The following is a 24,284-nucleotide window of genomic DNA, read 5'->3' as shown; positions in this document are numbered from 1 at the left end:
CGTCTCTAAGGCATCCCCCCTGCATCGGGCAGATGCCCTATTTGCCGACGCGAGGACGGCCTCGACACGCCGCCCCCTCCGGAGCAAGCTGGCAGCATGGCAACGATCAACGAACTCCAGCCGCCGTACTCCGTCGGCTACCTCGTCGGGAGCTTCTCCTCCGTCTCCATCAACCGGACGCTGGCGAAGGCCCTCCTGCGCCTCGCCCCGCGCGATCTCGTCTTCACCGAGATCCGCATCGGCGAGCTGCCGCTCTACAACCGCGACTTCGACGCGGACTACCCGCAGATCGCGCGCGACTTCAAGGCCGCGATCGCCGCCCAGGACGCGCTGCTGTTCGTCACGCCCGAGTACAACCGGTCGATCCCCGGCGCGCTCAAGAACGCCATCGACTGGGCGAGCCGGCCGTACGGCGAGAACGTCATCGCGCGCAAGGCCACGGCGGTGATCGGCGCCTCCTCCGGAGCGATCGGCACGGCCGTCGCTCAGCAGCAGCTGCGCAGCGTGCTCAGCTTCCTGCAGGCGCCGCAGATGAACGCGCCGGAGGCGTACATCCGGCTGACCCCGGGGCTGATCACCGAGGACGGGGACGTCACCGACCCCGGAACCGAGGAGTTCCTGCGCGGCTTCATGAACGCGTTCTTCGAGTACATCGAACGCGTGCTCACCGTGGTGCCGAGCCCGCGCTGAGGCATGCCGTGCTCCTGGCGGACCGGTCCGAGGCGCGGAAGCTGCGGCTGGACATCGGCCACGCCCCCGGGGGAGGAGAGCCCGCCGTCACCGTGGAGGCGGTGGACGGCGAGCGCTCCTGGACGCTGACCGCGCCCGTCCTGAGCGAGGACGAGGCGACCGAGCTGGCCGCCTGGCTCGCCGGGCTCGCGGGCGACCTGACACTCGGAGCGGACGAGTGGTCGGCGCTGACCTTCGCGGAGCCGGTCCTCTCGCTCAGCGGTCGGCGCATCCCCGGCGGCGGGGTCGAGCTGCGGGTCGCCCTGCTCGGAATGCGCGCGACGGCGGCCCCGCCCGGGGAGACCACCGACGTCGTCATCGGCCTCGCCCTCGCGGACCAGGACGTGCGCGAGGGCGCCGTCGCCCTCGCGGCCCAGGCCGCCCGGCGCGCCTGACCCCGGGGGGCTCAGCGGCCGCCGGTGCGCTTGCGGTGCCGCTGCGCGATGGCCTGCTCGCCGTACGGGTAGACCTCGGTGCGCGGGCTGCTCGCCTCGTCCAGGGCGGTGCGCTGCTCGTCCGTGAGGTCGAGGTCAGCGGCGGCCAGGTTGTCCTCCAGCTGCTCGACGGTGCGCGCGCCGAGGATGACCGAGGTCACCGCGGGACGGTCGGCCAGCCACGCGAGCGCGACCTGCGACATGCTGGCGCCGGTCTGCTCCGAGACGGTCTGCACGGCGTCGATCACCTGCCAGGTGTGCGGGTCGGCGTTGCGGGCCTCCCACGCCTCCATCCCGCGCGTGGGGTTCTCGCCGAGCCGGGTGGCGCCGGTGGGCGCCTGGTCCCTGCGGTACTTGCCGCTCAGCCAGCCGCCCGCGAGCGGCGACCAGGGCAGCAGCCCGATGCCGGCGTCCAGGGCGGCCGGGACGATCTCGTGCTCGATGCCGCGCATCAGCAGGCTGTACTGCGGCTGCAGCGTGACGGGCGGCGCCCAGCCGTGCGCCTGCGCGACGGCGGCCGCCTTGGTCAGCTGCCAGCCGAGGTAGTTCGAGAAGCCGTAGTAGGAGATCTTGCCCGCGGTGACCGCGTCGTCCAGGAAGCGCAGCGTCTCCTCCAGCGGGGTCAGCGCGTCGAAGGCGTGCAGCTGGTAGAGGTCGATGTGGTCGACGCCGAGCCGGCGCAGCGACGCGTCGAGCGCGGAGCGCAGGTGGGTGCGCGAGAGGCCGAGGTCGTTCGGGCCGTCGCCCATCGGGAAGCGGCCCTTGGTGGCGATGACGAGGCGGTCGCGGCTGCCGTGGTTGCGCGCCAGCCAGCGGCCGATGATCGTCTCCGAGACGCCCGAGCTGTAGACGTCCGCCGTGTCGATGACGGTGCCGCCGGCGTCGAGGTAGCGCTCCAGGATGGCGTGCGAGGTCCGCTCGTCCGCCTCCGCTCCGAAGGTCATGGTGCCGAGGGCGTACTCCGACACGATCGTTCCGCTGTTTCCGAGATTCCTGAGGTCCATGCTGCGACGCTAGCCCCGGCGCCGCGATTCGCATACCGTTCATCGACGTGAGGCTGCTGATGATCTCGGACACGCACATCCCGAAACGCGCGAAACGGCTGCCGGACGCGGTGCTCGCGGAGGTGGACGCGGCGGACGTCGTGATCCACGCCGGCGACTGGGTGGATGTGGCGACGCTCGACCTGCTCGAGGAGCGCTCCCGGCGGCTGATCGGCGTGTACGGCAACAACGACGGGGCCGCATTGCGGGCCCGGCTGCCGGAGGTGGCGCGCGCGGAGCTCGGTGGCCTGCGCTTCGCCGTCGTGCACGAGACCGGCCAGGCGACCGGCCGCGAGCGCCGCTGCGAGTCGGCGTTCCCAGACGCCGATGTGCTCGTCTTCGGTCACTCGCACATCCCGTGGGACACCGTCGCCCCGGGTGGCCTGCGGCTGCTGAACCCCGGCTCGCCGACCGACCGCCGCCGCCAGCCCGCGTGCACCTACCTGACCGCCGAGGTCGCCGACGCCCGCCTCACCCGCGTCGACCTCCACTCCCTCCCCCTCCCCGCCCCCGTCCGGTAGCCGTCGAGTACGCGGATTCTCTGCGTACTCGACGGTTTCGGGGCCACTTTCTGCGTACTCGGCTGTTAGGGGAGGTGGAGGAGGGTGTCGGTGGTGAGGGCGCGGACGGCGGGGAGCAGGTCGGCGCGCAGGGCCTCCTCGTCGACCTCGAGCAGCTGGGCGAGCGCAGCGACGATCGCGGCGACGCTGAGCTCGCCGTCGCACGCGCCGACCAGAGCGGCGAGGGCGGTGTCTGCGGCGATCACCCGGCCGAAGCCGCCGCCCTGGCGCAGCAGGATCGCCGTCGGAGCGTCCGCGCCCGGCCACAGGTGCCGCTCCTCCGTCACGTCGCCCGCCACCGTCAGCCGCAGCGCCCCGAAGGCCGCGTCGTCGAGCGCCGCCTGCACGTCGTGCGCGGCGAGGCACGCACCGAGGTGCACGCCGAGGCCGGCCTCGTTCGCGCCGAGCGCGCCGTGCATGCGCTCGAACCGGCGCAGCGTCGGCACGCCCTCCGCGCGGCGCAGCAGCACGTAGCCGAAGCCGACCTCGCGCACGCCGCGCGCCTCGAAGTCGTCCAGCCACGCGGACACCAGCGCGTCGAACGCCTCCGTGCCCTGGCGGGTGCCGCCGTCGCGGATCCAGGTCTCGGCGTACTGCGCCGCGTCCTCGGTGTCGCGCTCGATCACCCACGCGTCGAGGGGATGCGCGGACGCGTCCACCCAGCTCCGCACGCGGTCGAGCGCGTCGCCGGTGCCGCGATACTCCCAGTTGCCGAGCAGCTGGGCGACGCCGCCCGGCTCCAGGTGCTCCGCGCATCCGGAGACGAACGCCGCGACCAGCTCGTCGCCGACCATTCCGCCGTCGCGGTACTCGTAGGCGGGGACGCCGTCGGCGCGCGGGGTGATCACGAACGGCGGGTTCGAGACGATGTGGTCGAACCGCTCCCCCGCCACCGGTTCGAACAGGCTGCCGAGCCGGAACTCGATGCCATCGATGCCGTTCAGCTCGGCGTTCAGCGCCGCGAGCCGCAGCGCGCGCTCGGAGATGTCCGTCGCGACGACGCGGCGCGCGTGACGCGAGGCGTGCATGGCCTGGATGCCGCAGCCGGTGCCCAGGTCGAGCGCGGTGGCGACGGGCCGTTGCAGCATCAGCCCGCTGAGCGTCATGGACGCCCCGCCGACGCCGAGCACGTGGTCCTCCAGGAGCGGGCCGCCGAGCGCCAGCTCGCCGAGGTCGGAGACGATCCACCACTCCGCGGGACCGAGCGCGTCCACGAAGCTGTACGGCCGCAGGTCGACGGCGGGCGCTACCGTGCCGGCGTCCCCGTCCGCCGCTTCGGAGAGCAGCCCGAGCGCGACGGCGCCGTCGACGCCGAGGGCGGGCAGCGCCTCCGCGGCCCGCTCGCGCGCGACCGGCCGGCCCAGCACGAACAGCGCCGCGAGGGGCGGCAGCGCGCCACCGCCCGCGCGGGCGACCGCGCGCTCGGCGGGCACGCCCTGGCCGCGGTGCAGCGCGGCGGCCGCCTCCGCGCCCCAGAGCGCGTCGAGACCGTCGACGGTGAAACCGGCGGCGGAGAGATCGGAACGGAGGGCGGCGACGGCGGGTGAGCTCACGCCTCCATTGAAGCAGGAGCAGAATGGGCCACGTGATCCGCAAGAGGGCGACCGTGACGGGCCAGGTGCAGGGCGTCGGCTTCCGCTGGAGCGCGCGCGAGCAGGCGCACCGCATCGGCGTGACCGGCTGGGCGCGCAACCGCGCGGACGGGAGCGTCGAGGTGGAGGTCGAGGGCGAGCCGGAGGCCGTCGAGCGCATGCTCGGCTGGCTGCGCACCGGCCCTCCCGGCAGCGCGGTCGAGGAGGTCGCGGTGTCGGACGCACCGGTGGACGGCGACGACGAGTTCCGCATCCGGCAGACCGTGTGAACCGGGCGGGGGCCAGAATAGGGGCATGACCCGCGCCACGCTGCTCACCATCACCGCGCCCACCGGCGACCCGGCCACCGGAGACCCCGGCTACGCCGTCGCCGACTTCGATGCGCCGCAGGTGCGCATCACCGACCTCGGCATCACGCGCGGAGACGGCGTGTTCGAGACGATCGCCGTCATCGACGGTCACCCGCAGGCGCTCGGCCCGCACCTGATGCGGCTCGCGCACTCCGCGGCGCTGCTCGACCTGCCGGAGCCGGCCGAGCACGTCTGGCACGAGGCCGTGCTGGCCGGGATCGCCGACTACCGCACGCGCAATGGCGGCGGCGACGAGCTGTACGCCAAGCTCATCTACAGCCGCGGCGTCGAGGGCTCCGGTCGGCCGAGCGGCTGGGTCTTCGTGGACCAGGGCGAGGACTTCAGCAGCCAGCGCCTCGGCATCCGCGTCGTCACGCTCGACCGCGGCCTGCGCCACGACATCGCCGAGACCGCGCCGTGGCTGCTCGCCGGCGCGAAGACGCTCTCCTACGCTGTCAACCGCGCCGCACAGCGCGAGGCCGTCCGCCGCGGCGCCGACGACGTCCTGTTCCTCAGCTCGGACGGGTTCGCGCTGGAGGGGCCGACCTCGAACGTCATCCTGCTCTCGGACGGAGTGGTGAGCACGCCGCAGACCGACCAGGGCATCCTGGCCGGGACGACCCAGGCGGCGGTCTTCGACTTCTTCACCACCACGGGGCTGCGGACCGAGTACCGGAGGATCACCGCCGAGGAGCTCGTGACGGCGGACGCGCTGTGGCTGGTGTCGAGCGTGCGGATGGCCGCGCCGATCACCGACCTGGACGGCCGCGCCTACCCGGTCGACGCCGCGCTGACCGCCGAGCTCAACCGCTATCTGCTCTCGCGCACGCACTGATCCCGCGCATCATTCGGCGCAGATCGCGGTTCCCGCGCGCGGGATACCGCTGATCCGGCACAAACGGTGACCCGGTTACGTGCCGATTCGCGACACGCGGATTCGGCGCTTAGGCTGTACGCACCGCACCGGCGACGAGGCCGGCGCCACTGTCAGCGGAGGGAGGTCGACGTGAGCGAGCAGGTCCCGAGAAGCATCGAAGTGCTGCGTCAGCAGGCGCGAGACGAACTCGCCGCGATCATCGAGCACCGCTGCCGCGCCGGCGAGGACCCGTGGCATTTCATCCCGGACCTGCCGAGCGTCGACGAGCAGGTCGTCATCTCGCTCCGCGCCGGGGCGATCGAGGAGTTCGACCTCGCCGAGGAGCAGTCGCGGGCGCACCACCCCGCCGCCGGCCGCGACACCTTCGCCCGCTTCGAGTACGGCGTGCTGCGGCGCATCGCGCTCGAGCATCCCGAGCTGAGCGAGGCCGTCTGGGGCATGCTCGACAAGGTGGAGCGCGCGTAGCAGACTTCCCGCATGGGAATCGTCACCGCGGACATCGCCCTCTCGCTCGACGGCTACGCCGCCGGCCCCAACCAGTCGCTCGACAAGCCGATGGGCGAGGGCGTCGACGGACGGCTGCACACGTGGATGTTCGCCGAGTACGCGGACCGGCACGCCGAGGAGATCGACGCGATCACCGCGGCGGGCGCCTACGTGATGGGCAGGAAGATGTTCGGGCCGGTGCGCGACGAGTGGCCGGCGCCCGACGCGCCGCTCGGCGACTGGACCGGGTGGTGGGGCGACGAGCCGCCGTACCACGCGCCCGTCTTCGTGCTCACGCACTACGCGAGGGAGCCGCTGAAGCTGACGGGGACGACCTTCTGGTTCGTGACCGACGGCATCCACTCGGCGCTCGACCAGGCGCGCGCGGCCGCGGGCGACGCCGACGTCGCGATCGCCGGCGGCGCGGAGACGCTCAACCAGGCGCTGTGGGCGGGCGTCGTGGACGAGCTGCGGCTGCACGTGGTGCCGATCACGCTCGGGGCGGGCGAGCGCGTGTTCGACCGGGTGCCCGCGCTGGAGCTGGAGCTGCTGCGCGAGCGGGTGACGCCCGAGGTCGCGCACCTCACGTATCGCGTGCGGCGCTGAGCGCCCAGCGCAGCGCGGGCCGCCAGGTCTCCCAGCCGTGGCCGCCGGGGAACTCTCTGAACGTCGCCGCGATGCCCGGGGTCGCGGCGGCGAGCCGGACCAGTTCGCGCGCTTGCGCCCCGACCGCGAGCGCGGCGGGCGCCCCGGGAATCGCGGGCTCCGCATCCCCCGCAGCGACGAGCAGCCGCGTCGGCGTCCCCGGATGCGCGGCGAGTGCCGCCCGGTGGCCGAGCCGCGCGTACACGGCAGGGTCGAACAGCGCCGACGCGGTGCCGAAGGCTCCGGATTCGCGGGCCGACGACCCCTCGGGCGGTTCCGGGTCGTAGAGCGCGGGACTGAGCGCGATCACCGTGCCGAAGAGTTCCGGGTGCGCGAGCCCGAGCCGCACGGCACCGGCGCCGCCCATCGAGTAGCCGGCGACGGTCCGGGCCGCGCGGTCGCCGGTGATCGGCAGCTCGTCCTGCGCCCAGGAGAGGAGGTCGCGCACGACCGCGGTCTCCACGGCCCGGCCGCCGGGATGCGCGGAGTCGACCCAGTAGCCCGCCCGGTCGAGCCACGGCGCGTCCGGGATGAGGACCACCCCGGGCGGAAGCTCGCCGAACACCGGCCGCCAGCTCCGGGCGCCGTCGCCGCGGCCGTGCAGCAGCACGGTGACGGGATGCGGCCCGCGTCCCTGCGGCACCCGCAGCAGGAAGCCCAGCTCCCCGCCGAGCGCCGCGCTCGGGATCGCGGCCCAGCGCGGCGCGGTCACCGGCCGAGGATCCTCCGGGCGCGGGCGGCCATCGCGGCATCCACCATCTGGCCGTCCGCGAGCGTCGCGACGCCGTCGGCCGTCAACGCGTCGAGCACCGCGCGCGCCCACGCCACCTCCTCCTCGCGCGGCAGGAAGACCTCGCGGATCACCGGCAGCTGGGCGGGGTGGATGGCCGAGCGGCCGTGCCAGCCGAGGCGCCGGCCGCGCTCGGTGTCGGCGCGCAGGCCGTCCAGGTCGCGGATGCCGGGGTAGGCCGCCAGCATCGGCGCCGGCAGCCCGGCGGCGCGGGCGGCGACCAGCAGCCGGACGCGGACGTGGTCGAGCACGACGTCGTCGCGCGTGCCGAGCTCGGCGGCCAGGTCGGACTCCCCCGCTCCGAGCGCGGCGACGGCGGGATGCGAGGCCAGCTCGAACGCGCGCTCCAGCCCGAGGGCGGACTCGACGAGCGCGGTGACCGGCAGGCCGGGTGCGAGCGCGGCGATGCGGTCCAGCTCGGCCGTCGACTCGACCTTCGGCAGCCGGAGGCCGAGCCGCGCGCCCGTGGCGACCAGGGCGGCCACCTCGTCCTCGGCGCCGCGGTTGACCCTGACCTGGATGCCGGGGCCGTCCGCGGCGCCGCGCGCGGCCAGCCAGCCGGTGACCGCGGCGAGCGCGGACTCCTTCGCCGCGGGCGCGACCGCGTCCTCGAGGTCGAGGATGACGATGTCGGGACCGGCGGCGACGGCCTTCTCGAAGCGGTCGGGACGGTCGCCGGGGACGTACAGCGCGGTGGTCGCCATCACACGACCCCCCGCTCGCGCAGCGCGGCCAGCTGCTCGGGCGCCACGCCGATCTCGGCGAGCACCGCGTCGGTGTCCTGGCCGTGCCGGCGGCCGGCCCAGCGGATGCCGCCGGGGGTGCCGGAGAGCCGGAACAGCACGTTCTGCATCTTGACCGGGCCGAGCTCGTCGTCCGGAACGGTCTGCACGGTGCCGAGGGCGCGGTACTGCGGGTCGGCGAGGATGCCGCGCACGTCGTACACCGGAGCGATCGCCGCCTGCGCCTCTTCGAACGCGGAGACGACCTCCGCGGTCGGCCTGGCGGCGATCCAGGAGCCGACCGCCGCATCCAGCTCGTCCGCGTGCTCTGCCCGGCTGTGCCCGGTGGCGAACCACGGCTCCGCCACCACGTCCTCCCTGCCGACCAGGCGCATCACGCGCTCGGCGATCGACTGCGAGCTGGTGGAGACGGCCACCCAGTCGCCGTCCGCGGTGCGGTAGACGTTGCGCGGCGCGTTGTTCACCGAGCGGTTGCCGGTGCGCGGCTGGACGACGCCGAGCTGGTCGTACGCGGTGATCTGGCCGCCGAGCAGCATCAGGATCGGCTCGATGATGGCCAGGTCGATGACCTGGCCGCGGCCGTCGCGCTCGGCGGCGCGCAGGGCGACGGCGACGGCGTACGCGCAGGTGAGCGCGGCGATCCCGTCGGCGAGGCCGAACGGCGGCAGCGTCGGGGGGCCGTCCGGCTCGCCGGTCAGCGCCGCGAACCCGCTCATCGCCTCCGCGAGGCTGCCGAAGCCGGGCCGGGACGAGTAGGGCCCGGTCTGCCCGAACGCGGTGACGCGGGCGATCACGAGCCGCGGGTTCGCCTCCTGCAGGCGCTCCGGAGCGAGCCCCCAGCGTTCCAGTGTGCCGGGACGGAAGTTCTCGATCAGCACGTCGGCCTCGGCGGCGAGCGCGAGCAGCAGCTCGGCGCCGTCCGGCGTCCCGAGGTCGATGGTGACGGTGCGCTTGTTGCGCCCGAGCGTCTTCCACCACAGGTTGACGCCGTCCTTCGCCGGGCCGTGGCCGCGCGCGGCGTCGGCCCGGGTGGGATGCTCGACCTTGGTGACCTGGGCGCCGAAGTCGCCGAGGAAGGTCGCCGCGAGCGGACCGGCGAACAGGGTGGAGACGTCCAGCACCCGGACGCCGTCGAGGGGCGCGGTCATCGTGCGGCCTCCGTTCCTCGCTCGTCGATGTCCCAGGCCAGCCGGAAGCCGATGCTCGCCGAGCGCTCGATGCCGAGCCCCGGCAGCAGGTACTTGAACGTGAAGGACGGCCGCTGCACGCCGCCGTCCGCGTACCAGTCGGAGCCCTCCGAGCGGTGGGCTGAGCCGCCCTTGAGCATGACGAACCGGGTGATCCCGTCGTCGTGCTCGCTCTCGGTGAGGTTCCAGACGGCGGGCTCGCGGCGACCGAGGCCGGCCTCCGCGGCGAGCTGCCACTCGAACTCGTCGGGCAGGCGCGCGCCCGCCCAGGCAGCGTACGCCCGGGCGTCGGAGAGCGAGACGCCCGTGACCGGCGCGTCCGGCCCGGCGGTCTCCGTCCCGACCAGGAAGCGGTGGCCGACGGTGGGACGGTAGCCGGTCTCGTCGAGGAACGCGCGGAACTCCGCCACCGACACCTCGCGCGCGGCGACCGCGACCGGGCGGTCCAGCGTCACGGCGATGGTCTCGGTGCGCTCGTCGTGCAGCCGGGGCGGGAGCGGCTTCCACTCCTCCACGTAGGGCGCGCCCTGGTAGAAGCCGGTCTCGCGGCGGCGGTAGCAGACGGTCAGCTCGCGGTCGCCGGCGGCGACCCTGACCGCGTCCGCGGGCAGCCCGGCGGGGGCAGTGAGGGCGGGGACCGGGACGACGCGGACGGCCTCGCGCGCCGGGAACGCCGCGCTCGCCGAACCGGAGCCGGAGTCGGCCGCCGCCGCGGCGAGCAGCTCGGCCAGCCCGTCCGGTTCCGCGGCGCCCGGGGCGATCTCGACAACGCCGCCGATCCCGCGGGCGGGAACGGTGACCTCGCGCGCGTTCCGGCGGCCGCCGATCACGTCGTGCCGGCGTGCACCCGTCGCGAGCGGCGCCGCAAGCGGGTCGCCCGTCCAGTCGGCATCGCCGCGGTTCACGATCGTCCACAGCGTCACGCCGTCGAGGGTCCACCGGGACACGTAGACCCCGGCTGCGATGGCGGCGTCGGTCGCGCCGTCGAGCGGCGCCCACTCCCCCGCCACCAGCACGTCGCCGAGCGCCCGCTGCGCGCGCAGCATCCGCCGCAGCGTCGACTCGTCGCGCGGGTTCCAGCCGACCCAGACGCCGAACACCGCGTCCCAGACAAGGATGCCGGTGCCGTTCATCCACGCGGCCTGCAGCTCGTCCGAGTGATCGCGGTTCCAGCGTCGGACGCCGTGCATCATGTGCCGGCGCTCGAACCAGTGCGCGCGCATGACCCCCGGCGCCCGCGAGTCGGCGAACCACTGCGCCCAGCTGAGCTGATGATCCTGGATGCGCTGGTTGGGCACGCGGGACTCGCCCTCGAGCACCTGCGACGGCGGCGCGCCCAGCAGGGCGTCGACGAGGGCTGAGTCGCCCTCCTTCATCGTGTCGAGGAACACGCCGTCGACGCCGAACTCCTGCACCAGGGCGGCGAGCTCGTCGGCGTCCGCGCGGTCGGCACGGCGCGTGCCGACGTCCCACGGGTTGTAGTCGACGAAGACCCGGACGCCGCGCTCGTGGAAGCGGTCGATCACGTCCGGAAGGCCGGGGACGTCGCGGTAGAAGTCGAACTGGTTGCGGTCGTCGATGCCGATCACCGGGTAGGCGTGCCAGAGCACGACGCCGTCGAGGCCGCCCTGCGAGGCGACCGCGTCGAGGAAGCCGTCGACGGTGAACTCCTGGCGCTCGTGGTCGAACAGCCGGTCGTCCCACAGCCACACCTGCGCGACCGCGTACGCGGTCTGCGCCCAGCGCGTCTCCTGCCGGTCGTAGAGCTCGCCGGTGTACGCCAACCGGTCGCGTGCCTCCGCGCGCCAGCGCGCCAGGTCGTCACGCCACGCCGGCCAGTCGGCCGGGTCGTCCGGGGCGGCGAACACCTTGGCGATGTCGCCGGCCTCCTGGTCGATCGCGCCACCGGCCGGAAGCGTCGTCGGCCGGTCGATCGGCCGCGGGACGAGTGGGTCGAACTGGTTGGTGCTGGCCTCGTCGGGGTCAGCGGTCGGCGATGAGAGCACGGATCTCCTCGAGCGTGGGGATGGACGGGACGGCCCCCGCGCGCTGAACGGACAGCGCGCCGGCGGCCGACGCGAATTCGGCGGCGGCGACGAGCGCGTCCGGCGCCCCGGGGCCGGAGCGGTCGAGCTCGGCCGCGAGCGCGCCGCAGAAGGTATCGCCGGCGCCGGTGGTGTCGACCACCTCGACGCGGTGCGCGGGGATCGCGACCGGCTCGGCGCCGGGCGCGACGACGAGCGCGCCGGCGCCGCCGAGCGTCAGGACGACCGAGCGCCCGCCGGTGGCGAGCGCCGCCGCGGACTCTTGCGGCGATCCGGCGTCCGGGGCGAGCAGGCGCGCCTCGTGCTCGTTGACGACGAGGATGTCGACGGCGGCGAGCAGCGCCTCCGGCAGCGCGCGGACGGGCGCGGCGTTCAGGACGACGAGCGTCCCGGCGGCGTGCGCCAGGACCGCGGCCTCCTCGACCGTCTCGATCGGGGTCTCCAGCTGCAGCAGGAGCACGTCGGCGGCGGTCACGGCGTCGCGCTCGGCGGGCGCGAGCCCGGCGAGCAGGCCGTTGGCGCCGGAGTCGACGACGATGCTGTTCTCGCCCGCCGCGTCAACGGTGATCAGGGCCGTGCCGGTCGGCGCGTCCACCCGGCGGTCGAGCACCGCGGCTCCGGCGGAGCGTGCCTCGGCCGCGAGCCGGTCCCCCGCCGCATCGCGGCCGAGCGCGACGACGAACGTCACGTCGGCTCCCGCGCGCGCGGCGGCGACCGCCTGGTTGTTGCCCTTGCCTCCCGGCACCGCGTCGGCGGAGACCGCCAGGACGGTCTCCCCGGGCGATGGGATGCGCTCGACGCGGTAGACGAGGTCGAGGTTCGCGCTGCCGACGACCGCGGTCGTCATGCGCCGACCGCCCTGGTGCGCCGCGCCAGGTCGGCGAAGCGCACGTCGGAGAAGCCGGGCACGGAGGTCGCCAGCCGGTCGTGCAGCGGGTCGATCCAGCGCGCCGGCAGGCCGGCGGCGCCGGTGAGCGCGCCCGCGATGGAGCCGGCGGTGGCGCCGACGGAGTCGGTGTCCCAGCCGCCGGAGACGGCGAGGGTGATGGTCCGCTCGAAGTCCCCGGCGCCGCGCAACAGCGCGAAGGCGAGCAGGGCCGCGTTGTTCAGCACGTGCACCCAGTGCAGGTGGCCGAACTCGGCGTGCAGCGCATCCACGGCGGCCTCGTCGTCGAGGTCGGAGGTCGCGAGCTCGGCGCCGCGCCGGATCGCGGCGGCATACCTGCTGCCCGCGGGCACCACGGACAGGCCGGCGGCGAGCACGCCGTCGACGTCGGCGCCGGCGACCGCGGCGCTGCACGCGGCGGCGGCGAACATCGCGCCGTACACGCCGTTGCGGCCGTGGCTCAGCCGCGCGTCCGTCCAGGCGAGACGGGCGGCGGCCACCGGGTCGCCCGGCGTCGCCCAGCCGTACACGTCGGTGCGGATCTGCGCGCCGATCCAGTCCCGGAACGGGTTCTGGACGCGGCCGGCGACCTCCGGCTCGTACCCGTCGAGCAGGTTGCGGTAGACGATGCGCTCGGCCGTGAACACCCGGCCGCCGGGCAGCGCGTCCAGCCAGGCCTGCGCGACCGCGTCGGTCGTGAAGCCGCGGCCGGCGGTCTCCAGCAGCTGCAGCGCGATGAGCGGGAAGTTGAGGTCGTCGTCCTCCGGCATCCCGTCGATGTTCTCGACCAGGCTGGTCGGGCGGCTGCGGCGGTTCCACGGGTACCGTTCCGCGACCTCGGGGTCGAGGCCGACCGCGGTGAAGTAGGACGCGATGGGCCAGTTGCCGGTGGACGCGGCGATGGCGCGGATGCCCTCCAGCGGGATCTTCTCGACGGGCTTGCCGAGCAGGCAGCCGGCCGCGCGGCCCCGCCAGGCGCCGAGGACGCGATCGTCCAGCGCGGCGGAGTCGAGCGGGGCGGCCGGGAGGCCCGGCGTGGTGCCGGGGGCGGGCGCCGCGGCGAGGATGGCCTCCAGCTCGTCCGGCTCCGCCGCCACCAGCGCGGCCGGGTCCGGCCGCTCGTCCAGCTCGGCCAGCAGCTCGCGCGCCAGCCGGCGCAGCGGCCCGGGGGCGGGCTGCGGGGTCGCGCCGCTCACCGGCGCCGCGGGAGCTCCGCCCGCCGCCGCCCAGCGCTCGCGGAGGTCCTCCACCTCGCGGCCGTCCAGCTCAGCGGCCACGAAGGCGTGCGGCAGCAGGTCCTCCGGCTGGGTCCAGCTCAGCCGCAGCATCAGACCGCCTCGGCGGCGACCGGCGCGTAGGCGGAACGGGCGGCGGCGACAGCGCTCGCGCGCGCGGCGTCCTTCGCCCAGACGTCGCGCGCGACCGCGGCGATCACCGGTCCGGTGGCGGTCACATCCATGCGGCTGCCCGCGTTGACGGCCTCCACCCACTCCGCGGGGACCGCCTCCAGGCCGCCCAGCGCGCCCGCGACCGAGCCCGCCATCACGGCGATCGAGTCGGAGTCGCGGCCGTAGTTGATGGAGCCGAGCACCGCCTCCCGGTAGTCACCTCGGGCCGCGATCAGCATGCCGATGGCGATCGGCAGCTCCTCGATCGACTTGGTGCGGCTGGGGATGCGCGCGTCCTTCGCCGGTGCGCGGTAGTGCGGGCCGACCGTGTCGAACGGCTCGACGGCGCTGCGCAGGGTCGCCAGGCCGCCGCGCCAGTCCGTCACGCCGGCGGCCGCCTCGGCGACCGCCTCGATCGCATCGCGGGTGCCGTCCTTCGCCAGGCGCAGCGCGGTCGCGACCACGCTGTCCACGTCGGCGCCCGGCCGCATCGCCTCGGCGACGGCGGCGGCGAACACGCCCGCCGCCTCCCTGCCGTAGCTGGACTGGTGCGCCGCCGCGACGTCGATCGCCTCGGCGTACGCCCCGTCCGGGTTCCCGGCGTTGACGATGCCGATCGGGCCGACGTACATGGTCGCGCCGCAGTTGACGATGTTGCCGACGCCGGCCTCGCGCGGGTCGATGTGACCGTAGTGCAGGCGGGCGACCAGCCACTTCTCGGCGAGGAAGATGCGCTGCAGCAGCAGCGCCTCCGACTCGAACTCGGGGATCCAGCGCTTCTCCCCGATCAGGAGCGGCACCAGGTGGTCGGCGACCGCGAACGCGTCGAGGTGATCGCGCACGGTGTCGTACACCTCGACGAGCGCGGTCGTCATCAGGGTGTCGTCCGTGATGTGCCCATCGCCCTTGTGGTACGGCGCGATCGGGCGGGCGTTGCGCCAGTCCGGCAGGAAGGGAGGGACGACGCCCTGGATGAAGCCGTCGTAGCGTTCCTGGATCGCCTCGGGGGTGTTCCCCTCGGCCGCTCCTCCGAGCGCGTCTCCCACGGCAGCGCCCGCGAGCGCACCCGTGCTGGCGTTCACCAGGGCATCCATCGTCTCTCCTTCGTCTGTTGCGTGTGTCGTTGGCGCTGGCGCGGTCAGCCGACCGCGGACCAGCCGTCCGTCAGCTGCTTCTTCAGGTCGTCCAGGCTGATGCTGTTCGCCAGGTACTTCTGCAGGGCGGGGGTCGCGTACTGGTCCTTCCACTGCGGGTAGTTGGTCGCGGCCTGGAAGGGGGCGGCGGTCAGCTCGTCGCCCGAGGCCAGGATGACGTCCCAGCCGTTCTTGCCCGCCGTGTCCTTCTTCACCTGATCGCGCGCCGCGGCCGAGGCCGGGATGAGCCAGTCGCCCTCGGCGAGCTTGGCCTGGTTGTCCGCCTTCATGAAGTAGTCGATGAACTTCGCGGCCTGCGGGATGTGCTTGCTCTGCGCCGAGACCGACATCGTCTGCGGGTTCGCGGCCTGCGCCGCGCCCTCGGTGCCGGCCAGCGGGGGCAGCACGACCCAGTCGAATCCGCTCGGCGCCGACTCGGAGATCTGCTGCGCGACGTAGTTGCCGCCGACGTACATGGCGTACTTGCCGCCGAAGAAGCCGGGCAGCACATCCGTGCCGCTCTGGGTCAGCGACACCGGGTCCAGCGACTTGTCGTCGTAGGCCATCGCGTTGATCCGCTTGGGTACCTGCAGCTCGTCGTCGCCGACGTGGATGGTCGACTTCCCGTCCTTGTTGTCGAAGAACGTCCCGCCGAAGCCCAGCGCGAGGTTCATCACGGTCGCGGTCGGGGACTTCATGCCCCAGCCGGTGCCGAACTTCCCGTTCACGGTCAGCTTCTTCGAGAGGGCCTGGAAGTCGTCCCAGGAGAGCGTCTTCCCGGTCGGGACCTCGACGCCGGCGTCCGCGAACGCCTTCGTGTTCGCGAACACCACGTAGGACTGCAGAAGGGTGGGCGCGGCGACGATCTTGCCGTCCGGGGTGGTCACCGACTTCCAGACGTCCTTCGACACCTGCTTCTTGGTGTCGGAGGAGAGCTCGCTGCTCAGGTCGGCGAGGTAGCCCTGCTGGGCGAAGCCCATGATGTCGGCGGACTCGTCGTGGATGATGTCCGGCGCGGTGCCGCCCTGGAACTGCGTGACGAGCTGGTCGTGCACGTTGTCCCAGCTGCCCTGCTGGAGCTTCACCTGGATGTCAGGGTTGGCTTTGTTCCACGAATCCACGATCTGCTTCGTCGCGGCGACCGTGGTGTCCTGGTAGGCGAGCGACTGGAAGGTCAGCGTGACCTTGCCGCCGCTGGCGCTGTCCGTGCCGCCCGAGGACGAGCAGCCGGCGAGGGCGAGCGACGCGGCGGCGATGCCGGCGACGATGGCGCCCACGCGGATGGTGCCTTTTCGCATGGTTTCTCCTTGGTTGGGGGTGGTTCCGTCTCAGCCCTTCACGGCACCGCTGAGCAGGCCGGAGGTCAGACGCTTCTGGATGAGCAGGAAGAAGATCAGGCTCGGGATGGTCGCCAGCAGCGAGGCCGCCGCGAGCTGACCGAGCTGGACCTGGCCCTCGGCGCCGACGAAGCGCGCGAGCGCGAGCGGCAGTGTCTGCAGGTTGGGGTCCTGGATGAGGACGAGCGCGAAGAAGAACTCGTTCCACGCGTTGATGAAGGTGAACAGGCTGGTGGCGACGAGACCCGGTGCCAGCAGCGGCAGCACGATCGTGCGGAGCGTGCGGAACCGGCTCGCGCCGTCCATCGCGCCCGCCTCCTCCAGCTCCACCGGGATGCCGACGATGTAGCCCTGCAGCATCCACAGCGCGAAGGGCAGCGACCACACCGTGTAGACCAGCACCAGGCCGGCCAGGTTGTTGATGAGGCCGATGTTCTTCAGCACCAGGAACAGCGGGATGATGATCAGGATGAAGGGGAAGACCTGGCTGAGCAGGATCCAGCCCGTCGCGATCCCGCGCAGCCTGGTGCGGAACCGCGCCAGCGCGTAGGCGGCGGGCAGCGCGATGATCGTGACCAGGACGGTCGTGCTCACCGCGACGACCAGGCTGTTCCCGGCCGCCGTGAACAGGTTCGCCTTCTCGATCGCCTGCACGAAGTTCTGCAGGTCGAACGTCGTCGGCAGGAACCCGGGGTTCGGCGACTGCAGCTCGCGCGGCGTCTTGAACGCCGTCGTCAGCAGGAACAGCAGCGGGAAGCCGAGGAAGATCATGTACAGCACGAGCGCGATGTACTGCAGCGGGCGAGCGATCATCCGCGCGCGCTTCACCGAGGCGCCCGTGACCGGGCCGGAGGCGAGTGTCGTCATGCGTTCCTGCTCCTCATCTGGCCACGCAGGTACAGGAACAGGAAGATCGCGATGACGACGACCATGACGTTGCCCATCGCCGCGGCGTAGCCGAAGTTCCCGTACCGGAAGGCCTCGTTGTAGGCGAACAGCATCGGCAGCATCGTCGTGCCGCCCGGTCCGCCGGCGGTCAGGACGAAGACGAGCGCGAACGAGTTGAAGTTCCAGATCAGGTCGAGCGTCGTGATCGCCACGATCACCGGGCGCAGCGCCGGCAGCGTCACGTGCCAGAACCGCCGCCACGCGCTCGCGCCGTCGATCGCAGCCGCCTCGTGCAGCTCGGTCGGCACCGACTGCAGCCCGGCGAGCAGCGTGATGGTGGTCTGCGGCATCCCGGCCCAAACACCGACCACAATCACCGCGGGCAGGGCGATGGACGCGTTCCCGAGCCAGTTGATGTCGCCGGGCAGGCCGAGCGCGCGCAGGCCCTGGTTGATCGGCCCGTAGCTCGGGTTCAGCATCAGCCGCCACATGATCGCGATGATCACCGGGGGCATCGCCCACGGCACGAGTGCCAGCGTGCGAGCGAGCCAGCGCAGCCGCAGGTTCATGTTCAGCAGCAGCGCCAGCCCGAGCGAGGCGAGGAACTGCAGGATGGTGACGCTGAACGCCCACAGCAGGCCGATGCCGAACGAGTTCCAGAACAGCGTGTTGCCGGCCAGCTTGGAGTAGTTGTCGATCCCGTTGAAGTGGATCGGCAGGTTGTAGCCCGCCCGCGCGTCGGTGAAGCCGAGCAGGATGCCCTGCACCAGCGGGTAGACGCTGAAGATGACGATCGGGATGAGTGCCGGCAGGACGAGCAGCCAGGCGTCCTTGCCGCTGCCGCCGGCGGGACCGCTGCTGCGGCAGCGCTTGCGCGGGGGACGCGGGGCGGTGGTGGCGGCGGGTGGGGTGATGGTGGCCGTCATGCGCCTGCCCCCTCGGCGACGCGCGCGGCGACCGAGGACTCGCGCACCTCCAGCGTCGGCTCGATCACGACCGTGCGCGGCGCGACGCCCGGGTTCTCCAGCCGCCGGATGAGCAGCTTCGCTGCCGTGCGGGCACGCTTGGCGGAGCCGAGGTTGACGCTGGTGAGCGCGGGGTTGGCCAGCTCGGCGGCCTCGCTGTCGTCCATCCCGACCACGGCCACGTCCTCCGGGACGCGCAGCCCGCGCGCGGCCAGCTCCTTGAGCACGGCGACGGCGATGAGGTCGTTCGCGCAGACGACAGCGTCCGGCGTGCACTGGCCGAGCAGGCGCGCTGCGGCCTTGCGGCCCGCCTTGTAGGTGAAGTCGGAGGCGGCCACCTGCAGGTCCGCCGTCGTGCCGATCCCGAGCCGGTCCACCGCCTTCAGGTAGCCCTCCAGGCGCGCGGCGCCCGGCACGGTGTCGACGGGACCGTTGACGAACGCGATCCGGCGCCTGCCGGTCTCCGCCAGGTGCTCGACGGCGAGCCCGACGCCCGCGACCGAGTCGGCGCGCACGCTGTCCAGCTCCACCCCGGCGGGCAGCGAGCCGATGACGACGGCGGGGATGCGGCTCGCGCGCAGCGCGGACACCAGCTCGTCGGTAACGCGCAGCGGGCTGAGCAGCAGGCCGTCTGCGAAACCGCGGTTCAGGCTGCTCAGCAGCTCGATCTGGTCGGCCGCGTCGCTTCCGGTGGAGGAGAGCACGAGCCGGTAGCCGTTCTTGGCGGCGACCCGGGCGACCTCGTGCATCATCTTCACGTAGACCGGGTTGCCGAGGTCGGCGACGGCGAGCGCGAGCTGATCGGTACGCCCGGTCTTCAGCGTGCGCGCGCTCGCGTCGGGGACGTAGCCGAGCTCGTCCGCGGCGCGGCGCACGCGCTCGGCGAGCTGCGCGGACGCGGGCTGTCCGTTGAGGACGCGGGACACCGAGGCGATCGAGACACCGGCGCGCTCGGCGACGAGGACGAGCGTCGACCGCTTGGGCTCGGACGTCGGCTGCTCGGACATGCGTGCTCCTGCTTCATTGGAGGGGTGGTTCTTGGAAACGTTTACGAGAACGTTTACACGACAGTAGCACGCCGACGCCGGACCTTGTCAACCGGGCAGCGAACCGCCCCGCGACGGCGGGGTCAGAGCGCGTCCGGCTCCGTCACGGGCAGCCGGCACACGAAGTCGCGGCAGAGGTAGGCGGTCGGCAGGCCGTCCCGGGCGGACCGGTCGGCGAACAGCTCGAAGCCCTCGTCCGCAAGCGCGCGGGCCTGCCGCTCGGTCGCGATCGTGACCAGGGCGGCGGGATGCGTCCTGGCGGCAGCCACGAGGCCGCGCGGGTCGCCGGCGGCACCACCGGACACCGCAGGCCCAGCGGCATCCCGCTGCGCGTCGGGCCGCACGACCACCAGCTGCACCGCGTCCTCCGCGAGCCGCGACATCAGAGCGAGGGAGGCGCCGAACGCGTTCGGCGCGCGCGTCGCCTGCGCGGCGACCAGGCGCATCCCCTCGCGGGCGGCGCGCTCGTAGCGGCGGTCGCCCGTCATCAGGAACAGCGTGTGCGCAGCCCCCGCCATCGCGCTCAGCCCGGACGGGTACGCACCCTCGGACGGGTCGACCCGCACGGCGAGACCGGTCGCCTCCAGCACCGGGTCGCCGCCGCCCGGCGTCTCGAACGGGCAGCTCCCGCCCGGGACGGCGGTCGCCGCGTCCAGACACAGGTCGACGAGGTCGCGCGCGGCCGAGGCGGCATCGGCGTCGCCGCTCGCGAGCGCCAGCTCCAGCAGGCCGGCGGCGAGCCCGCCGTAATCCTCCAGCGTCGCCCCGGCCTCGGAGACCCGCTCGCCGAGCGACGCGCGCAGCAGCGTCCCGTCCGAGCGCCGATGCCGCTCGAGCAGCGTGCGCGCCACCTCCCCGGCCGCGGCGATCCACGCCGGCCGGTCCAGGATGCGCGCGGCCCGCGCGAGCGCGCCGATCGCGAAGCCGTTCCAGCCGGTCAGCACCTTGGCGTCCACCGGCGGCGGCTCCAGCCGGGCGCGCTCGGCCACCGGCCGCCGGTAGTACTCGCCCTCCACGCGCGCGCCGCCGATGACGCTCTCCGAGTCCTGTGCGGAGGCGAAGCCGCCGGTGCCGCGGCGGAGAACGGCGAGCAGGAACGCCGCGACGCCGTCCGCCGTCGTCTCCGCCCACGCCTCTCCGGTCTGCTGCCACGCCGTCGCGTACGCGTCGAGTAGCAGCGCGTTGTCGTAGAGCATCCGCTCGTAGTGCGGCTCGCTCCAGTCCCGCCGGGTCGCGTAGCGGAAGAAGCCGCCGTCCAGCTCGTCGCGCAGCGGGGAGGCGGCCATCCGGCGCAGGGTGCGCCTGGCGAGTTCACGGCCGGCCGGCCGCTCCAGCAGGAAGCCGAGCACCGGCGCCACGGGGAACTTCGGGGCGCCGCCGAACCCGCCGTACTGGGTGTCCTCGACCGACGCGAGGAGCGCGACCGCCGCGTCCAGCTCGCGGTCCCCCGGCAGGTCGGAGACCGCCGTCGCCTCCGCTGCCGCCGCGCCGAGGGCCGCCGCCACCTTCCCGGCGTCGTCCTCCACCTCGGCCCTGCGGTCGGTCCAGGCGTCCCAGACGGCGTCGAGCACCTGCGAGAACGACGCCCTGCCGCCCACCGGCAGCGGCGGGAAGTAGGTGCCGGCGAAGAACGCGCGTCCCGCCGAGGTCGCGAAGACGGTGAGTGGCCAGCCGAGGTTGTCGGTGAACGCGCTCGCGGCGGACAGGTACGCCGCGTCCACGTCGGGATGCTCCTCCCTGTCCACCTTGATCGCGACGAACCGCTCGTTGAGACTCCGCGCCAGCACGGGGTCGCTGAAGCTCTCGCGCGCCATCACGTGGCACCAGTGGCAGGTGGCGTAGCCGATCGAGATCAGCACCGGCACATCCCTGCGGCGCGCCTCGGCGAACGCCTCCGGCCCCCACGGGAACCAGTCGACCGGGTTGTCCGCGTGGGCGCGCAGGTACGGGCTGATCGCGTCCGCGAGCCGATTCGCCATGCGCACACCCTACGACCGTCCTGGTAGCGTTGTGGATATGGTTGCAAACGCAAATACCCCGCTTCTCACCCTGAACAACGGCACCACGATCCCGCAGCTGGGCTTCGGCGTCTTCAAGGTGGACCCGGCCGAGACCACGCGCATCGTCACCGACGCGCTCGAGGTCGGCTACCGCCACATCGACACCGCCGCCATCTACGGCAACGAGGAGGGCGTCGGCGCCGCCATCGCCTCCTCCGGCATCCCCCGCGACGAGCTCTTCGTGACCACCAAGCTGTGGAACGACCGCCAGACGGACGCGCCCGCCGCCTTCGACGAGTCCCTCGCCAAGCTGGGCCTCGACTACGTGGACCTGTACCTCATCCACTGGCCGACCCCGCAGAAGGACACCTTCGTCGAGGCGTGGAAGTCGCTGGAGACCATCTACGCCTCGGGCCGCGCCAAGGCGATCGGCGTCTCCAACTTCCTCGTCCCGCACCTGGAGAAGCTGCTGGCGAACACGGACATCGTGCCGGCCGTGAACCAGATCGAGCTGCACCCGGCGCACCAGCAGCCGGAGGTCACCGCGTTCGCGCGCGAGCACGGCATCCAGATCGAGGCCTGGGGCCCGCTCGGCCAGGGCAAGTACCCGCTGTTCGAGGCCCCCGAGGTCGCCGGCCCCGCCGCCGCGCACGGCAAGACGCCGGCGCAGGTCGTCATCCGCTGGCACCTGCAGACCGGCAACATCGTCTTCCCCAAGTCGAACCGTCGCGAGCGCATGGCCGAGAACTTCGACGTCTTCGACTTCGAGCTGACCGCCGACGAGGTGGCCGCGATCTCCGCCATGGAGCACGAGGGCCGCGTCAGCGCCCACCCCGACGAGGTGAACTGACCCTCGCCTCGCAGCCCGCACCTCGCACCTCGCACCTCGGCTGCCGAAGGGCACGTCGTCGTCGCTTTCGCCCGCGAAAAGCGACAACGACGTGCCCTTCGTGCTTCCCCGGATAGGCTCGCGGAGTGAGGATTACGACGATCACCGGGAAGATCATCTACATCGTCGGCGTGTTCGGGCTGATCCTGGTGCTGAACGGGCTGTTCCTCTTTCCGTACCTGAACCCGACGATCGACGTGCTGATCGTGGCCGCCCTCAACCTGGCCTACGTGATCGTCGGCGTGCGGACCTTCCGCGGCGCCGGCGAGAACCGTGACGACCCCCGCCCCTGGTGGCGGGCCACGGCACGCCCCGCCGCCGGCTTCTGGCTGGGTGGCATCCTCGCCTTCCTGGCGTTCATCGCCGGGGTCGGCGCGTTCGCGAGCAAGCCGGAGAACGCGTTCGTGCCCGCGGTCGCGTTCCTCGCGTACGCGCTGCTCGCCGTGTTCTACCTGCACTCCTCGTACCGCCTGCACAGCATGGACGTCGCCCCCTGACCTCCCTCGCGCGCAGCCCGCGAGTACGCAGATTCTCTGCGTACTCGGCGGTTTCGGGCGTACTTTCTGCGTACTCGACGGCTCAGTCGATCGGGGTCTGGGTCTCGTAGCGGGCGACCAGCTCGCGCTTGAGGACCTTGCCGCTCGGGCCCAGAGGGAGCACCTCCAGGATCTCCACCCGGCGCGGGAACTTGTACGCCGCCACGTGCTCCTGCGCGAACGCCACCAGGTCGTCCGCCTCGGCGCTCGTTCCGGGCATCAGCGTGACCGCCGCCATGATCTCCTGGCCGTGCGTGTCGTGCGCGACGCCGAACACCGCCACCATCGCGACGGCGGGATGCGTCGAGAGCACCTCCTCCACCTCGCGCGGATAGACGTTGTAGCCGTTGCGCACGATCATGTCCTTCTTGCGGTCCACGATCGTGATGTAGTCGTCGTCGCTCTTGGTGCCGAGGTCTCCGGTGCGGAACCAGCCGTCCACGACCGCCTCGGCGTTCGCCTCCGGCAGGTTCAGGTAGCCCTTCATCAGGTTGTGCCCGCGCACCACGATCTCGCCCAGCTCGCCGCGCGGCAGCAGCTCGATCCCGTCGTCCACCTCCGCGTCCGCGATCTCCACGTCGACGCCCCAGATCGGCGTCCCGACCGTCCCCACCCTGGTCGGCAGGCCGCGATGGTTGAAGGAGGCGACCGGCGAGGTCTCGGTGAGCCCGTAGCCCTCGTGCACGTCGATGCCGTACACCTCCTTCATCCGCTCGATCACGGCGACGGGGATGGCCGCTCCCCCGCTCATCCCGTAGCGCAGCGGCGGCCGCTCCTGATTCGACTTCGCCGCCTCCAGCAGCGCGATGTACATCGTCGGCACCCCGGTCATGATCGTGCAGCCGTGAGCGTTCAGCAGCTGCAGCGCGGTCGCGCCGTCGAACTTGGGGACGAGGACGACCGCAGCACCCGCGCGGAACCCCAGGTTCATCACGCAGGTCTGCCCGAACGTGTGGAACAGCGGCAGGCAGCCCAGGATGCGGTCCTCCGGCTCCACGTCGAGCGCGCCGGCGAGCAGCACGTTCACCTGCTCGACGAGCGAGAAGTGGCAGCCCTCGGCGCCCTTCGGCTTGCCGGTGGTCCCGCTGGTGTAGAGGATCGTCGCGGTGTCGAAGGGGTCGCGCGGAACGTACGTCTCGATCGGCGTCGCGGCGTCCGCCTCCACCTCCAGGCGCGGGAACGGCAGCTGCTCGGCCAGCTCGTCCGGCACCAGGACCGAGAGCGTGTCCACCCCGGCGAGCGCCGCCCCCTTGGCGCCCTCGCCGAGCAGCGGCGCGGCGCAGATCAGCAGCGAGGCGCCGGAGTCGCGCAGCACGTACGCGATCTCCTCCGCCTTCAGGAGCGCGTGGATGGGCACGACGACCGCGCCGAGGGCGAGCACGCCGTAGTAGGCGCGCGGGAAGTCCGGCACGTTCGGGATCATCAGCGCCACCCGGTCCCCCGGCCCGACACCGCGGTCGCGCAGCGCGCCCGCGTAGCGGCGGGTCTGCTCCCACAGCTCCCCGTAGCGGATCTCCGCCCCGGCGAAGATCAGCGCGACGTTGTCCGGCAGCCGGTGCGCGGTCTCGGCCAGGATGCTTGCGACGGACATGGTGGCATAGCCGTGGTTCATGGGGTCTCCTTCGTCGTCGTTGACAGGACCCGGGCGGGTTGAGGGAAACCTACGTCACCGCCACCCGCGCCGCAACGCCCCCGTGCGGGAGCCGCCGCGCCGCTCCCCCGCGCCGGATAGACT

24 protein-coding genes are annotated in these 24,284 nt (G+C 73.1%); 9 read left to right on the top strand and 15 right to left on the bottom strand.

What is annotated here, in order from left to right; genetic code table 11:
* The first annotated feature begins 96 nt into the window (after positions 1-96).
* Positions 97-690, top strand: a complete 594-nt coding sequence (locus ACTHMF_RS04305; protein ID WP_440316435.1) for an NADPH-dependent FMN reductase — start codon at positions 97-99, stop codon at positions 688-690.
* Positions 691-698: 8 nt separating this feature from the next.
* Entirely contained in the window at positions 699-1,124 is a 426-nt protein-coding gene (locus ACTHMF_RS04300; protein WP_440316434.1) for a WapI family immunity protein, read from the top strand.
* Between the two features lie 11 nt (positions 1,125-1,135).
* Here ACTHMF_RS04300 and ACTHMF_RS04295 read toward each other — a convergent pair whose 3' ends face one another.
* Positions 1,136-2,167 carry an aldo/keto reductase gene (locus tag ACTHMF_RS04295; RefSeq protein WP_440316433.1) on the bottom strand — a complete coding sequence of 344 codons (1,032 nt, stop codon included), beginning with the start codon at positions 2,165-2,167 and terminating at the stop codon, positions 1,136-1,138.
* A gap of 47 nt (positions 2,168-2,214) precedes the next feature.
* On the opposite strand from ACTHMF_RS04295, the gene ACTHMF_RS04290 reads away from it, so the two are divergent.
* The gene (locus ACTHMF_RS04290) at positions 2,215-2,727 is read left to right on the top strand and encodes a metallophosphoesterase family protein (RefSeq protein ID WP_440316432.1); all 513 of its coding nucleotides are present in this window, start codon (positions 2,215-2,217) and stop codon (positions 2,725-2,727) included.
* Between the two features lie 65 nt (positions 2,728-2,792).
* On the opposite strand, the gene ACTHMF_RS04285 is transcribed toward ACTHMF_RS04290, so the two are convergent.
* Positions 2,793-4,319: a DUF7059 domain-containing protein gene (locus ACTHMF_RS04285; protein ID WP_440316431.1), complete on the bottom strand. Its 1,527-nt coding sequence runs from the start codon at positions 4,317-4,319 to the stop codon at positions 2,793-2,795.
* Positions 4,320-4,342: 23 nt separating this feature from the next.
* Between ACTHMF_RS04285 and ACTHMF_RS04280 the strand changes: the two genes are divergently transcribed.
* The 4 genes from ACTHMF_RS04280 (at position 4,343) to ACTHMF_RS04265 (ending at position 6,677) form a co-directional block, all read left to right on the top strand.
* Positions 4,343-4,627 (top strand): acylphosphatase, encoded by a 285-nt coding sequence (locus ACTHMF_RS04280; protein ID WP_399553048.1) that lies wholly within the window; start codon positions 4,343-4,345, stop codon positions 4,625-4,627.
* Positions 4,628-4,652: 25 nt separating this feature from the next.
* Entirely contained in the window at positions 4,653-5,543 is an 891-nt protein-coding gene (locus ACTHMF_RS04275) for an aminodeoxychorismate lyase (protein ID WP_440316430.1), read from the top strand.
* A 171-nt stretch (positions 5,544-5,714) separates the two neighbouring features.
* Complete coding sequence (locus ACTHMF_RS04270) at positions 5,715-6,050, top strand: hypothetical protein (RefSeq protein ID WP_314149861.1); 336 nt, start codon at positions 5,715-5,717, stop codon at positions 6,048-6,050.
* Positions 6,051-6,062: 12 nt separating this feature from the next.
* On the top strand, positions 6,063-6,677 hold the full coding sequence (locus ACTHMF_RS04265; protein ID WP_440316429.1) for a dihydrofolate reductase family protein: 615 nt from the start codon (positions 6,063-6,065) through the stop codon (positions 6,675-6,677).
* Here ACTHMF_RS04265 and ACTHMF_RS04260 read toward each other — a convergent pair.
* The 12 genes from ACTHMF_RS04260 to ACTHMF_RS04205 form a co-directional block, all read right to left on the bottom strand.
* Positions 6,655-7,428 (bottom strand): alpha/beta hydrolase, encoded by a 774-nt coding sequence (locus tag ACTHMF_RS04260; RefSeq protein WP_440316428.1) that lies wholly within the window; start codon positions 7,426-7,428, stop codon positions 6,655-6,657. The two genes, ACTHMF_RS04265 and ACTHMF_RS04260, sit on opposite strands and share 23 nt — an antisense overlap.
* Complete coding sequence (locus ACTHMF_RS04255; RefSeq protein ID WP_440316427.1) at positions 7,425-8,210, bottom strand: HpcH/HpaI aldolase/citrate lyase family protein; 786 nt, start codon at positions 8,208-8,210, stop codon at positions 7,425-7,427. Before ACTHMF_RS04255 ends, ACTHMF_RS04260 begins: the two co-directional genes overlap by 4 nt.
* A complete protein-coding gene (locus tag ACTHMF_RS04250) occupies positions 8,210-9,397 on the bottom strand; it encodes a CaiB/BaiF CoA transferase family protein (RefSeq protein WP_440316426.1) in 1,188 nt (395 codons plus the stop codon). The genes ACTHMF_RS04255 and ACTHMF_RS04250 overlap by 1 nt, the downstream gene beginning before the upstream one ends.
* Complete coding sequence (locus ACTHMF_RS04245) at positions 9,394-11,442, bottom strand: SUMF1/EgtB/PvdO family nonheme iron enzyme (protein ID WP_440316425.1); 2,049 nt, start codon at positions 11,440-11,442, stop codon at positions 9,394-9,396. The genes ACTHMF_RS04250 and ACTHMF_RS04245 overlap by 4 nt, the downstream gene beginning before the upstream one ends.
* A complete protein-coding gene (locus tag ACTHMF_RS04240) occupies positions 11,420-12,328 on the bottom strand; it encodes a ribokinase (RefSeq protein ID WP_440316424.1) in 909 nt (302 codons plus the stop codon). The genes ACTHMF_RS04245 and ACTHMF_RS04240 overlap by 23 nt, the downstream gene beginning before the upstream one ends.
* Positions 12,325-13,695, bottom strand: a complete 1,371-nt coding sequence (locus ACTHMF_RS04235; RefSeq protein ID WP_440316423.1) for an ADP-ribosylglycohydrolase family protein — start codon at positions 13,693-13,695, stop codon at positions 12,325-12,327. Before ACTHMF_RS04235 ends, ACTHMF_RS04240 begins: the two co-directional genes overlap by 4 nt.
* Entirely contained in the window at positions 13,695-14,849 is a 1,155-nt protein-coding gene (locus ACTHMF_RS04230; RefSeq protein ID WP_440316422.1) for an ADP-ribosylglycohydrolase family protein, read from the bottom strand. Before ACTHMF_RS04230 ends, ACTHMF_RS04235 begins: the two co-directional genes overlap by 1 nt.
* A 44-nt stretch (positions 14,850-14,893) precedes the next feature.
* Complete coding sequence (locus ACTHMF_RS04225; RefSeq protein ID WP_440316421.1) at positions 14,894-16,186, bottom strand: ABC transporter substrate-binding protein; 1,293 nt, start codon at positions 16,184-16,186, stop codon at positions 14,894-14,896.
* Between the two features lie 30 nt (positions 16,187-16,216).
* On the bottom strand, positions 16,217-17,092 hold the full coding sequence (locus tag ACTHMF_RS04220; protein ID WP_314147878.1) for a carbohydrate ABC transporter permease: 876 nt from the start codon (positions 17,090-17,092) through the stop codon (positions 16,217-16,219).
* Complete coding sequence (locus ACTHMF_RS04215) at positions 17,089-18,039, bottom strand: carbohydrate ABC transporter permease (RefSeq protein WP_440316420.1); 951 nt, start codon at positions 18,037-18,039, stop codon at positions 17,089-17,091. The genes ACTHMF_RS04220 and ACTHMF_RS04215 overlap by 4 nt, the downstream gene beginning before the upstream one ends.
* Positions 18,036-19,085, bottom strand: coding sequence for a LacI family DNA-binding transcriptional regulator (locus ACTHMF_RS04210; protein ID WP_314147880.1), 1,050 nt, complete (start codon positions 19,083-19,085; stop codon positions 18,036-18,038). The genes ACTHMF_RS04215 and ACTHMF_RS04210 overlap by 4 nt, the downstream gene beginning before the upstream one ends.
* 122 nt (positions 19,086-19,207) lie before the next feature.
* Positions 19,208-21,103: a thioredoxin domain-containing protein gene (locus ACTHMF_RS04205; RefSeq protein ID WP_440316419.1), complete on the bottom strand. Its 1,896-nt coding sequence runs from the start codon at positions 21,101-21,103 to the stop codon at positions 19,208-19,210.
* Between the two features lie 37 nt (positions 21,104-21,140).
* Here ACTHMF_RS04205 and ACTHMF_RS04200 point away from each other — a divergent pair, with 37 nt between their 5' ends.
* On the top strand, positions 21,141-21,974 hold the full coding sequence (locus tag ACTHMF_RS04200; RefSeq protein WP_440316418.1) for an aldo/keto reductase: 834 nt from the start codon (positions 21,141-21,143) through the stop codon (positions 21,972-21,974).
* A 125-nt stretch (positions 21,975-22,099) separates the two neighbouring features.
* Positions 22,100-22,510 carry a hypothetical protein gene (locus ACTHMF_RS04195; protein ID WP_314147885.1) on the top strand — a complete coding sequence of 137 codons (411 nt, stop codon included), beginning with the start codon at positions 22,100-22,102 and terminating at the stop codon, positions 22,508-22,510.
* Positions 22,511-22,592: 82 nt separating this feature from the next.
* Here the strand turns inward: ACTHMF_RS04195 and ACTHMF_RS04190 are convergent, their stop codons facing one another.
* On the bottom strand, positions 22,593-24,161 hold the full coding sequence (locus ACTHMF_RS04190; protein ID WP_440316417.1) for a long-chain-fatty-acid--CoA ligase: 1,569 nt from the start codon (positions 24,159-24,161) through the stop codon (positions 22,593-22,595).
* Positions 24,162-24,284 lie beyond the last annotated feature (123 nt).

This window comes from Leifsonia sp., assembly GCF_051955155.1.
Classification (GTDB): domain Bacteria; phylum Actinomycetota; class Actinomycetes; order Actinomycetales; family Microbacteriaceae; genus Leifsonia.
This window is presented reverse-complemented; position numbering and strand designations above follow the sequence as displayed.

What these genes read in the sequence shown, in the direction of transcription:
- ACTHMF_RS04280 (WP_399553048.1), top strand. Translation starts at nt 4,343, where the DNA reads ATGGGCCACGTGATCCGCAAGAGGGCGACCGTGACGGGCCAGGTGCAG.
- ACTHMF_RS04250 (WP_440316426.1), bottom strand. Translation starts at nt 9,397, where the DNA reads ATGACCGCGCCCCTCGACGGCGTCCGGGTGCTGGACGTCTCCACCCTG.
- ACTHMF_RS04255 (WP_440316427.1), bottom strand. Translation starts at nt 8,210, where the DNA reads ATGGCGACCACCGCGCTGTACGTCCCCGGCGACCGTCCCGACCGCTTC.
- ACTHMF_RS04220 (WP_314147878.1), bottom strand. Translation starts at nt 17,092, where the DNA reads ATGACGACACTCGCCTCCGGCCCGGTCACGGGCGCCTCGGTGAAGCGC.
- ACTHMF_RS04275 (WP_440316430.1), top strand. Translation starts at nt 4,653, where the DNA reads ATGACCCGCGCCACGCTGCTCACCATCACCGCGCCCACCGGCGACCCG.
- ACTHMF_RS04305 (WP_440316435.1), top strand. Translation starts at nt 97, where the DNA reads ATGGCAACGATCAACGAACTCCAGCCGCCGTACTCCGTCGGCTACCTC.
- ACTHMF_RS04265 (WP_440316429.1), top strand. Translation starts at nt 6,063, where the DNA reads ATGGGAATCGTCACCGCGGACATCGCCCTCTCGCTCGACGGCTACGCC.
- ACTHMF_RS04240 (WP_440316424.1), bottom strand. Translation starts at nt 12,328, where the DNA reads ATGACGACCGCGGTCGTCGGCAGCGCGAACCTCGACCTCGTCTACCGC.
- ACTHMF_RS04215 (WP_440316420.1), bottom strand. Translation starts at nt 18,039, where the DNA reads ATGACGGCCACCATCACCCCACCCGCCGCCACCACCGCCCCGCGTCCC.
- ACTHMF_RS04295 (WP_440316433.1), bottom strand. Translation starts at nt 2,167, where the DNA reads ATGGACCTCAGGAATCTCGGAAACAGCGGAACGATCGTGTCGGAGTAC.
- ACTHMF_RS04225 (WP_440316421.1), bottom strand. Translation starts at nt 16,186, where the DNA reads ATGCGAAAAGGCACCATCCGCGTGGGCGCCATCGTCGCCGGCATCGCC.
- ACTHMF_RS04190 (WP_440316417.1), bottom strand. Translation starts at nt 24,161, where the DNA reads ATGAACCACGGCTATGCCACCATGTCCGTCGCAAGCATCCTGGCCGAG.
- ACTHMF_RS04235 (WP_440316423.1), bottom strand. Translation starts at nt 13,695, where the DNA reads ATGCTGCGGCTGAGCTGGACCCAGCCGGAGGACCTGCTGCCGCACGCC.
- ACTHMF_RS04205 (WP_440316419.1), bottom strand. Translation starts at nt 21,103, where the DNA reads ATGGCGAATCGGCTCGCGGACGCGATCAGCCCGTACCTGCGCGCCCAC.
- ACTHMF_RS04210 (WP_314147880.1), bottom strand. Translation starts at nt 19,085, where the DNA reads ATGTCCGAGCAGCCGACGTCCGAGCCCAAGCGGTCGACGCTCGTCCTC.
- ACTHMF_RS04200 (WP_440316418.1), top strand. Translation starts at nt 21,141, where the DNA reads ATGGTTGCAAACGCAAATACCCCGCTTCTCACCCTGAACAACGGCACC.
- ACTHMF_RS04230 (WP_440316422.1), bottom strand. Translation starts at nt 14,849, where the DNA reads ATGGATGCCCTGGTGAACGCCAGCACGGGTGCGCTCGCGGGCGCTGCC.